Source organism: Streptomyces sp. NPDC031379, assembly GCF_055569615.1.
In genome coordinates, this window is record NZ_JBVIIT010000001.1 from 448943 (window position 1) to 458520 (window position 9578).

General features: G+C 70.3%; 8 protein-coding genes, 1 tRNA gene and 1 pseudogene. 3 read left to right on the forward strand and 7 right to left on the reverse strand.

Annotation, left to right across the window (positions count from 1 at the left end; all coding sequences use genetic code 11):
* Positions 1-68 precede the first annotated feature (68 nt).
* From ACZ5CW_RS02140 to ACZ5CW_RS02160, 5 genes are all read right to left on the reverse strand, one after another.
* The gene (locus ACZ5CW_RS02140) at positions 69-665 is read right to left on the reverse strand and encodes a 50S ribosomal protein L25/general stress protein Ctc (RefSeq protein WP_468597540.1); all 597 of its coding nucleotides are present in this window, start codon (positions 663-665) and stop codon (positions 69-71) included.
* Between the two features lie 221 nt (positions 666-886).
* Entirely contained in the window at positions 887-1867 is a 981-nt protein-coding gene (locus tag ACZ5CW_RS02145) for a ribose-phosphate diphosphokinase (protein ID WP_468597541.1), read from the reverse strand.
* Positions 1868-2020: 153 nt separating this feature from the next.
* Positions 2021-3469: a bifunctional UDP-N-acetylglucosamine diphosphorylase/glucosamine-1-phosphate N-acetyltransferase GlmU gene (gene glmU, locus ACZ5CW_RS02150; protein ID WP_468597542.1), complete on the reverse strand. Its 1449-nt coding sequence runs from the start codon at positions 3467-3469 to the stop codon at positions 2021-2023.
* Positions 3470-3597: 128 nt separating this feature from the next.
* Positions 3598-3668: transfer RNA gene (locus ACZ5CW_RS02155), tRNA-Gln, on the reverse strand.
* Between the two features lie 11 nt (positions 3669-3679).
* On the reverse strand, positions 3680-4474 hold the full coding sequence (locus tag ACZ5CW_RS02160; RefSeq protein ID WP_468597544.1) for a hypothetical protein: 795 nt from the start codon (positions 4472-4474) through the stop codon (positions 3680-3682).
* Positions 4475-4640: 166 nt separating this feature from the next.
* Between ACZ5CW_RS02160 and ACZ5CW_RS02165 the strand changes: the two genes are divergently transcribed.
* A complete protein-coding gene (locus ACZ5CW_RS02165; RefSeq protein ID WP_468597546.1) occupies positions 4641-5954 on the forward strand; it encodes a sensor histidine kinase in 1314 nt (437 codons plus the stop codon).
* A 31-nt stretch (positions 5955-5985) separates the two neighbouring features.
* Here the strand turns inward: ACZ5CW_RS02165 and ACZ5CW_RS02170 are convergent, their stop codons facing one another.
* Together ACZ5CW_RS02170 and ACZ5CW_RS02175 are read right to left on the reverse strand one after the other, a co-directional pair.
* A complete protein-coding gene (locus tag ACZ5CW_RS02170) occupies positions 5986-6480 on the reverse strand; it encodes an SUKH-3 domain-containing protein (RefSeq protein ID WP_468597548.1) in 495 nt (164 codons plus the stop codon).
* Between the two features lie 67 nt (positions 6481-6547).
* On the reverse strand, positions 6548-7063 hold the full coding sequence (locus ACZ5CW_RS02175) for a YwqJ-related putative deaminase (protein ID WP_468597549.1): 516 nt from the start codon (positions 7061-7063) through the stop codon (positions 6548-6550).
* Between the two features lie 262 nt (positions 7064-7325).
* On the opposite strand from ACZ5CW_RS02175, the gene ACZ5CW_RS02180 reads away from it, so the two are divergent.
* Both ACZ5CW_RS02180 and ACZ5CW_RS02185 read left to right on the forward strand, forming a co-directional pair.
* Complete coding sequence (locus ACZ5CW_RS02180) at positions 7326-8336, forward strand: SMI1/KNR4 family protein (protein ID WP_468597760.1); 1011 nt, start codon at positions 7326-7328, stop codon at positions 8334-8336.
* A 10-nt stretch (positions 8337-8346) separates the two neighbouring features.
* Positions 8347-9578: pseudogene (locus ACZ5CW_RS02185) on the forward strand (SUKH-4 family immunity protein); the annotation flags it as partial.

Sequence of the window (9578 nt, forward strand, 5' to 3'; positions counted from 1 at the left end):
CTTGATACGCACCGGCCGCTGCCCCCGTACGGGAACAGCGGCCGGCGAAAGAACGACGAGGGTGAGGATCAGGCCTCGGCAGCCTCTTCGCCGCCCTCGGCCTGCTCGCCCTCGGTCTCCTCGGCCTGGGCCTGCAGGACCTGCAGGACGACAGCGTCCTCGTCCACGGCCAGGGTCACGCCGCTCGGCAGCGTGATGTCCTTGGCGTGGACGGAGGCACCGGCGGCCAGACCCTCGACGGAGACGGTGACGGCCTCGGGGATGTGCGTGGCCTCGGCCTCGACCGGCAGCGCGGCCAGGACGTGCTCCAGCAGGTTGCCGCCCGGGGCCAGCTCGCCCTCGGTGTGCACCGGAATCTCGACCGTGACCTTCTCGCCACGCTTGACCAGCAGCAGGTCGACGTGCTCCAGGAAGCCCTTCAGCGGGTCGCGCTGCACGGCCTTCGGGATCGCCAGCTCGTTGGTCTTGCCGTCGATGTCCAGGGAGATCAGGACGTTCGGCGTACGCAGCGCCAGCAGCAGCTCGTGGCCCGGCAGGGTCAGGTGCAGCGGCTCGGAGCCGTGGCCGTACAGGACACCCGGAACCTTGTTGTCACGGCGGATGCGGCGCGCGGCACCCTTGCCGAACTCGGAACGGGTCTCGGCGGCGAGCTTCACCTCGGACATGTTGATCACTCCTCGCAGGAACTGGGAACGGACGTGGTCACCCGGCCACGAACGGCCTGCTACGAAGAGCGCGTCGATAACGGACCGCCGCATCCCGTCTTCCAACGGAGTACGGCCTCCCTCGCCGAGCAACTGCAGCAGTCTACTCGGAGGGGAGGCCGCACCCAAAAGGATCTTCAGCTAGCCCGCCGGACAGGCGGGCAAGAGGACTTGCAGAAACCTCACTGCTCGTCGAAGAGGCTCGTCACCGAACCATCCTCGAACACCTCACGCACCGCACTCGCGATCGTCGGAGCGATCGACAGCACCGTGATCTTGTCCAGATCCCGGCCCAGCTCCGACGGCGTCGGCAGCGTGTCCGTGAACACGAACTCACTCACCCGCGAGTTCTTCAGCCGGTCCGCGGCCGGACCCGACAGCACACCGTGCGTAGCCGTCACGATGACGTCCTCCGCACCATGCGCGAACAGCGCGTCCGCAGCCGCACAGATCGTCCCACCCGTGTCGATCATGTCGTCCACCAGGACACACACCCGACCCTTGACCTCACCCACGACCTCGTGGACGGTCACCTGGTTCGCCACGTCCTTGTCCCGGCGCTTGTGCACGATCGCCAGCGGCGCACCGAGCCGGTCGCACCACCGGTCCGCCACCCGCACCCGACCCGCGTCCGGCGACACCACCGTCAGCTTCTCCCGGTCCACCTTGCCGCCCACATAGTCCGCCAGCAGCGGCAGCGCGAACAGATGGTCCACCGGCCCGTCGAAGAAGCCCTGGATCTGATCCGTGTGCAGATCCACCGTCAGGATGCGATCCGCACCCGCCGTCTTCATCAGATCCGCGATCAGACGCGCCGAAATCGGTTCACGACCCCGGTGCTTCTTGTCCTGCCGCGCGTAACCGTAGAACGGCACGATCACCGTGATGGAACGAGCCGACGCACGCTTCAGCGCGTCGATCATGATCAGCTGCTCCATGATCCACTTGTTGATCGGAGCCGTGTGGCTCTGAATCAGGAAGCAGTCCGCACCACGAGCCGACTCCTGGTAGCGGACATAGATCTCACCGTTCGCGAAGTCGAAGGCCTTCGTCGGGACGACCCCGACACCCAGCTGCTGGGCGACCTCCTCGGCAAGCTCGGGGTGGGCGCGGCCGGAGAAGAACATCAACTTCTTCTCGCCGGTCGTCTTGATCCCGGTCACAGCACAGTCTCCTCAGAGGTTGTCTCAGCCAGCCGGCTGCTCGGCGACCTCGCGGCTGGGCGTGAGAGGCCGTATCAGCTGGTAAGGGTGCGGGTGCACGCGTGCGGATGTGCACTTATCACGGTACGCCGTGTTTGGCGCACCCGTTTCCCGTCACTCCTCGCTCTCGCCCTGCCGGGACGCCGCCTCGGCCGCCTTCGCCGCCGCGCTCCCCGGACGCTTCCGCGCCACCCAACCCTCGATATTCCGCTGCTGACCACGGGCCACGGCCAGCGAACCGGGCGGCACATCCTTCGTGATCACGGACCCGGCAGCGGTGTACGCACCGTCCCCGACCGTGACAGGAGCCACAAACATGTTGTCCGAACCGGTCCGGCAATGCGACCCGACCGTGGTGTGGTGCTTGTCCTGACCGTCGTAGTTCACGAACACACTCGCGGCACCGATGTTCGTGAACTCACCGATCGTCGCGTCCCCCACGTACGACAGATGCGGGATCTTCGTCCCCTCGCCGATCCTGGCGTTCTTCGTCTCGACGTACGTCCCGATCTTGCCCTTCGCACCCAGCCGGGTACCGGGACGCAGATACGCGAACGGCCCCACACTCGCCTCCGCCCCCACGACAGCCCCGTCGGACACGGTGTTGTCCACCCGCGCCCGCGCGCCCACCCGGGTGTCCTTCAGCCGGCTGTTCGGCCCCACCTCGGCACCCTCACCGACCTGCGTCGAACCCAGCAGCTGCGTACCCGGATGCACGACGGCGTCCTGCCCGAAGGTCACGGTCACATCGACCCACGTCGTGGCCGGGTCCACCACCGTCACCCCCTCCAGCATGGCCCGCGTCAGCAGCCGGTCGTTGAGGATCCGGCGCGCCTCGGCCAGCTGCACCCGGTTGTTGATCCCCGCGATCTCACGGTGATCACCGGCCACGGACGCCCCGACCCGGTGCCCGGCCTCCCGCAGGATCCCGAGCACATCGGTGAGGTACTCCTCACCCTGGCTGTTGTTCGTCCGCACCTTCTTCAGCGCGTCCGCCAGCAACGGACCGTCGAACGCGAACACCCCGCTGTTGATCTCCCGGATCGCCCGCTGGACATCGGTCGCGTCCTTGTGCTCCACGATCGCCGTCACGGCACCGGTCGCCTCGTCCCGCACGATCCGGCCGTAACCGGTCGCGTCCGGAACCTCGGCGGTCAGCACGGTCACGGCATTGCCGTCCGCGTGATGGGTCCCGGCGAGCCGCTCCAGCGTGTCCGCCGTGAGCAGAGGCGTGTCACCGCACACGACCACGACGGTCCCGTCCACGGCCCCGCCCAGCTCCTCCAGCCCCATACGGACGGCGTGCCCGGTCCCCTTCTGCTGCGCCTGCACCGCCGTGCGCACGGCGGGGTCGATCCCGGCCAGGTGCGCGGTGACCTGCTCACGGGCGTGGCCCACGACGACGACCAGGTTCTGCGGGTCCAACTCACGGGAGGCGGCCAGCACATGGCCGACCAGGGAACGGCCGCAGATCTCGTGGAGGACCTTGGGTGTGGCCGACTTCATACGGGTGCCCTCACCCGCTGCAAGAACGACGACGGCTGCCGGGCGGATGGCGCTCACGGGGTTGCCCTTCGGCTCTGGATGGGTGGGGGTGACAGCCGCAGGATACCGGGGGGAGTTCTGGGGGATATGAGTGCGGGCCCTGACAGTCCTGTCAGGGCCCGAACGTGAGTCTTGTGTGCTGTGGGCTCCCGGAGAAGGATTCGAACCCTCATTCAACGGACCAAAACCGTTTGTCCTGCCCTTAGACGATCCGGGATAAATGGCGCGCTATGCCCGAATTGGTTGATCGGTTTCGCGTGCGGCCTCCACTATGCCGTACCAAGACCCTTCGATGCGACGATACAAGTCGGCACCTTTCAGGACTTTGATCACGAGGCAGCCCCGGTAGTTGTCGCCGGTGTTCTTGCGGACCGTCTTGGGGTTGTGCTTCTTGAGGGTGGTCTTGTTGAAGGCGGAGGGGGTGGCCCCGACCAGGTCGGCCCAGTAGCGCTCGGCGGCCGCGACGTCCGCCGTCTCTTGGATCATCACCGTGAACCGCAGGCGATCGCGTTCCACCTCCAGTAGGTCCAGCCAGGCCAGGAAGACCTCGATCATCCCGGGGTCGCTGTTCACGAAGGTGACGTTCTCGCGCCGGTCGTACGGCTTGTCCTTGCCTCCTTCGGCCCAGTAGAGGCCCACGCCCTCTCGCAGGCGCAGTTTCTCCTCCCAGCCCTTGCGGGCGATCGCCGCCGCTTCTTCGGGGCTGCGTCGACGCTCCGGCTTGGGCAGATCCCGGACCCCCAAGGACACCGAGCTTCGGGAGCAGCCCAGTGCCTCGATCTGGTCGTAGGTCCGGCCCCGGAGGCGCAGGTCGCGGGCCTTGGCGCGGAGGTCGTCCTTGGCCCTCGGGCGCTTGGTCCATTCCGGGGGCGGTTCTCCCTTCACCAGCTGGTTGAGGATGTCGTGGTTGTAGATCTTCAGCTCGTCCCGGATCTGGCGGAGGCTGTGGCCGGCCCGGCGCAGGGCGATCGCCCGGTCTCGTAGCTGTTCGAATTCGGCGTATTTGCCGGGTGCATGTGTCACGTGCATACCGTCCGGCCGGAATACTCCGTTCCGGGTTCGAACGGGAAGGGTTCGCCAGTTCGAGGGATAGCGGTGGGTTTCGAGGCCGTTCGGTCACGGAGTGTGGTGTGTGGAGGTAGGTGAAACTCACCGGAAAAGCCGTGCCTGTCGCCCGTAGGCTGGGTGTATGACCATGACGGGGGAAGACCACGCCAGGGGCCTGACCGGCCCGTGGTGGTGGGGGAGGTGGCGCAGCGCGGTGCTCGACGGGAGTCTCGCGCTGGTGTCCGCCGTGGAGTGCGGCGCGGAGGGGGTTCCGTTCGCCCGGGACGCGGGTGTCCCGGTGTCGGTGGGGATCGTGTTCGGGCTGATCGCCGGCTCGGTGCTGCTGGTGCGCAGGAAGTGGCCGATCGCCGTCGTCCTGGTCGCGATCGCGATCACGCCGGCCGAGATGGGTTTCCTGATGGGGATCGTCGGCCTGTACACGCTCGCGGCGTGTGAGCTGCCGCGGCGGATCATCGGTGCGCTGGCGGGGATGTCGTTGCTGGGCACGATGATCGTGACGTTCGTGCGGGTGCGGCAGGACATGGCGCGGGGTGATCTGACGCTCGGTGACTGGTTCGTGCCGTTCGCGGCGGTCACCACGTCGTTGGGGCTGACGGCTCCGCCGGTGCTGCTGGGCCTGTACGTGGGTGCGCGGCGGCGGTTGATGGAGAGCCTGCGGGAGCGGGCGGACTCTCTGGAGCGGGAGCTTCAGTTGCTCGCGGAGCGGGCGGAGGAGCGTGCGGAGTGGGCGCGCAACGAGGAGCGGACGCGGATCGCGCGGGAGATGCATGACGTCGTCGCGCATCGGGTGAGTCTGATGGTGGTGCACGCGGCGGCGTTGCAGGCGGTTGCGCGGAAGGATCCGGAGAAGGCCGTGAGGAATGCCGCGCTGGTGGGGGACATGGGGCGGCAGGCGTTGACCGAGTTGCGGGAGATGCTCGGGGTGCTGCGGGCGGGGGAGGACGCGGGCGCGCGTGCCGCGTCGGTGCCGCTGGCGGCGGTGGGGGAGGCGGCCGCGGCGGCGGCTTCGCGGGCGGCCGGTGCGGACGGGGCGGGGGAGGGGCCGTGTCTGTCGGAGCTGGACGAGCTGATCGGGCAGTCGGCGGCGGCGGGGATGGTCGTGGATCTGTCGGTGGAGGGGGAGGTGCGGCCGTATGCGGCGGAGATCGAGCAGACGGCGTACCGGGTGGTGCAGGAGGCGTTGACCAACGTCCACAAGCATGCGGCGGGTGCGAAGACGTATGTGCGGCTCGCGCATCGGGTGTCGGAGATCGCGATGCAGGTGGAGAACGGCCCGCCGCCGGAGCCCGCGTCGGCGTCGGCGGTGCGGTTGCCGTCGGGTGGCAACGGTCTGCTGGGGATGCGGGAGCGGGTCCTGGCGCTGGGCGGTGTGTTCGTGTCGGGGCCGACGGACGCGGGGGGTTTTCGGGTGTCGGCGGTGATTCCGGCCGTCTAGGGGGCCGGGGGCGCCGTGGCCGGGGTGGGGGTCAGCCTGCGGTGAGGCGTACGGGTTCGATGCCGGTGACGAGGGTGGACAGGGCGTGGTCGACGTCGGGGCCGGCGTACCAGTCGCCGGTGTGGTCGAGGGCGTAGACGCGGCCTTCGGCGTCGATGGCGAGGAGGGCCGTGGTGTCGGTCTCCTGGCCGAGTGGGCTGAGTTCGGTGCCGAGGGCGCGGCCGAGGTCGCCGAGGGTGCGGGCGTGGTGGAGGCCGTGGAGGGGGTCGAGGTGGAGGGTGGCGGGGGCGATCTGCCGGCCGGGGCCGGTGGGGGTGATGCTCAGGCCGCCGAATTCGGCCCAGGCCTCGACGGCCGCGGGGAAGACGGTGTGCCGGTGTCCGGCGGGTGAGGTGTGGTCGCGCAGGGTGTCCGCCCAGAACTCGGCCTGTTTTATGTCCCAGCGTCCCGGTTGCCAGCCGGCGGCGCGCAGGGCGGCGTCGACGGGTACGGGGAAGCGCGTGGAGGAGGTGCGGTCGGGGTGCATCTGCCCTTCGTTCGTCGTGCCGGCGTGGTGGTGCGGGTGCTGTCCGGTGGTGGGGGTGAGGGCGCTGTCAGTCGTCGGGTGCCGTGGGGTCGACGACGCGGACGCCGAAGTGGGAGCTGAGGGCGGTGCAGGCGCGGCAGGGGGTGGCGAAGCTGCCGTGGAGGGGGTCGCCGTCCTCGCGTATGCGGCGGGCGGTGAGTTTGGCCTGTTTGAGCGCTTTGCGGGCTTCGCCGTTGGTCATGGGCCGGCGGGCGGCGCGTTTGCTGCGGGTGGCGTCGGCGGCGGCGATGTGCCGGGAGATGAGGATGGTTTCGGCGCAGCGGCCGGTGAAGCGGTCGCGCTGGGCGCTGGTGAGCGTGTCGAGGAAGTCCTGGACGAGGGGGTGCAGGGCTGGGGGTTCCTCGCCGCGGGCGGCGGTGCCGGTGAGGGTGGTGCCGCGGACGGAGAGGGCCGCGGCGACGGTGGGCAGGATGCCGTCGCGGCGGTGGCGGAGGGTGGGGGCGGGGGGTGCGTCGGTGCCGCTCCAGCCGATGCGAGGGTCGCCGGCCCGCACGTCCGTACCTCCGGTCTGCAAGGTGTTCATGGTCGTTCTCCCCTCCCCTGGCGTCCCCCTGAAGGACACAGGGTGCCAAATGCCGTGGCTGGTGCGGAAGCTGGGGCGGTGCGACACGCCCGGGACGGGTTGGGTCGTGACGCTGGGGTGACGGCTGGTCACGCAAGCGGAGGGGTGGTGTCCGGGGGATGCGGCGGGCCGGTGACCGGGGTTCGTGTACCGCATAGGCTGTCGCCATCCGCGATCGACACCGCCGTTCAGGCCAGAGAGAACGCCGCAGGGGGCAACCGCCATGACGACAGGTCGGCTCGGGCAGCAAGCCGCGCCGCCGAACGCGGCCTACGCCGGGCAGGTCGTGCACTTCCCGGATCCGGTCCGGGCGGCACGTCACCCGAGAGGGGTACGGGTCGACGAGCGTGGTTACCCGGATTTCTCGCCGTACGCGCGCGTGGCGGCGGAGATCGCCGAGCCGCCTGAGGGTTTCGGTGTCGACGAGTTGCGGCTGACGGACTTCGTGTCGGCGAACGCGGCGCTGGCGGCGGCGGGGCACGAGTTGTGGGACACGGTGCCGGATGTGGCGACGCCGCATGGCTGGACGTGGCATCACGTGGTGGGCACGCGGCGGCTGGAGCTGGTTCCGGTCGAGGTGAAGGCGTTGTTGCGGCATCACGGCGGGGTGGCGACGACGCGGGTGGATCACGCCAAGCGGGGGACGCGGCCGTTGCAGGAGACGCGTCCGGCGCATCTCGGGCTGCCGAAGTCGGGTGTGGCGGTGACGGAGGCGCAGGTGCAGGGGGTCGAGGAGGACCTCGGCTACCGGCTTCCCGGTGCCTATCGTTCGTTCCTGAAGGCGGCGGGTGGTTGTGCGCCGGTCGGCACGGCGCTCGACGCCGAGCTGGGGCTGCTGGTGGACCAGCCGTTCTTCACGGTGCGGGACGAGGCCGCGGTCAATGATCTGGTGTACGTCAACAAGTGTCTGCGCGACCATCTGACGAAGGATTACCTGGGTGTCGCGTTCGTGCAGGGTGGTCTGCTCGCGGTGAAGGTGAAGGGCGAGCGGGTCGGTTCGGTGTGGTTCTGCGCGTACGACGACGTACGGGACGTGGATCCGTCGTGGTCGCCGGCGGAGCGGGTGGAGCGTCTGCTGCTGCCGTGCGGTGATGATTTCGACGCCTTTCTGTCCCGGCTGGCCGGTAGTCCGCCGGAGTTGGAGACGGTGGCCAATCTGATGGTGGACGGCGGTTTCGCCCGTGTCGTCCCGGTGTCTTCCGGCTCGGCGTCTTCCGGCCCGGTGGGGGAGTGAGCTGCAGGCGATGGTGACCTACGCGCAGGCGCAGGAGCGCGCCGAGGAGTGGATCAACGGCGATGTTCCCGCGTACCAGCATCGTGAGGTGCGGGTGCGGGAGTTCGAGCTGGGTTTCGTGGTGTGGGGCGAGGACCGTGCGGAGGGCCCGCGTTCGGACGCGGGTGGGCAGCGGCTGGTCATCGCCCGGGACAGCGGGGAGGCCACGCTGTGGCCCGCGCTGCCGGTGGGTGAGGTGATCCGCCGGTACGAGGAGGAGTACGGCCGCGCCGAGGAGCCCCAGGACGCGGTGCCGGCGGCTGCCGCGGCTCGTGTCGACCTGAATCAGACGTCGTTCCTGCTGTCTCCTCCGGAGTGGCTGCAGGAGGCGGCGGACAAGCTGGGCCTCGGGGACCGGCGGTCCGGTGGCGAGGGCGATGCCTCCGCTTCGCAGGGGGCTGCCGCCGAGGGCGGGGCTGCCCCTGCCGCTGCCGCTGCCGGGGTTTCTCCGGGTGGTGCCGGGCCGGCGGAGACGCAGGCCGGGGTGCCGGTGGACGCGCCGCCCGGGGCCTCGGGTGTCGCGGGGGCGTCCGGGGCGTTCGGTGGGGCGCAGGGTGGCGCTGGTGCGCCGGTCGGTCCCGGTGCGCCCGGTGGCCCGGCGGTGCCCGGGGTCGCCCCCACTGCGGCCGAGGTGCCTGCCGGTGCCACGCCGTGGGCGGGTACGGACACGAATGCGGGCGCCGGTGAGGACGACCGTTCCGTGCCGTTGCCGGCGACGGTGTTCGCGCCGCCGTTGAGCGACTCGGACGACGGGGGCCCGCGGCCGCCGGTGGCGGCGCCGGACGCGAAGACGGCGTTGATGTCGGGGGGCAGTCAGCTGCCGCCGACGGCGGTCGCGCCGGCCCTCGACTCCTCCGACGTTCCGGGAGCGCAGGGCGGCCCGTCCACCCCTGGTGGTGCGCCGGGTGCGCCCGGTGCTCCGGCCGCTCCCGGAGCCCCCGCCGCGCCGGGTGTTCCGCAGGGTGGTACGCCTGCGCCGGCTCCGGGTGCTTCGCCGTACGGCTATCCGCAGGGGCCTGGTACGCCCGCGCCGGGTGTGCCCGCGTTTCCGTCGGCGCACGGCGCGCCGCCTGCGGCTCCCGCCGCGCCGGGTGTTCCGCAGGGCGGTACGCCTGCGCCGGCTCCGGGTGCTTCGCCGTACGGCTATCCGCAGGGGCCTGGTACGCCCGCGCCGGGTGTGCCCGCGTTTCCGTCGGCGCACGG

Bases quoted from the DNA above. Each gene is read 5' to 3' on its own strand.
- ACZ5CW_RS02170 (WP_468597548.1), bottom strand. From the start codon at position 6,480: ATGCACCCCGACCGCACCTCCTCCACGCGCTTCCCCGTACCCGTCGAC.
- ACZ5CW_RS02175 (WP_468597549.1), bottom strand. From the start codon at position 7,063: ATGAACACCTTGCAGACCGGAGGTACGGACGTGCGGGCCGGCGACCCT.
- ACZ5CW_RS02140 (WP_468597540.1), bottom strand. From the start codon at position 665: ATGTCCGAGGTGAAGCTCGCCGCCGAGACCCGTTCCGAGTTCGGCAAG.
- ACZ5CW_RS02165 (WP_468597546.1), top strand. From the start codon at position 4,641: ATGACCATGACGGGGGAAGACCACGCCAGGGGCCTGACCGGCCCGTGG.
- ACZ5CW_RS02180 (WP_468597760.1), top strand. From the start codon at position 7,326: ATGACGACAGGTCGGCTCGGGCAGCAAGCCGCGCCGCCGAACGCGGCC.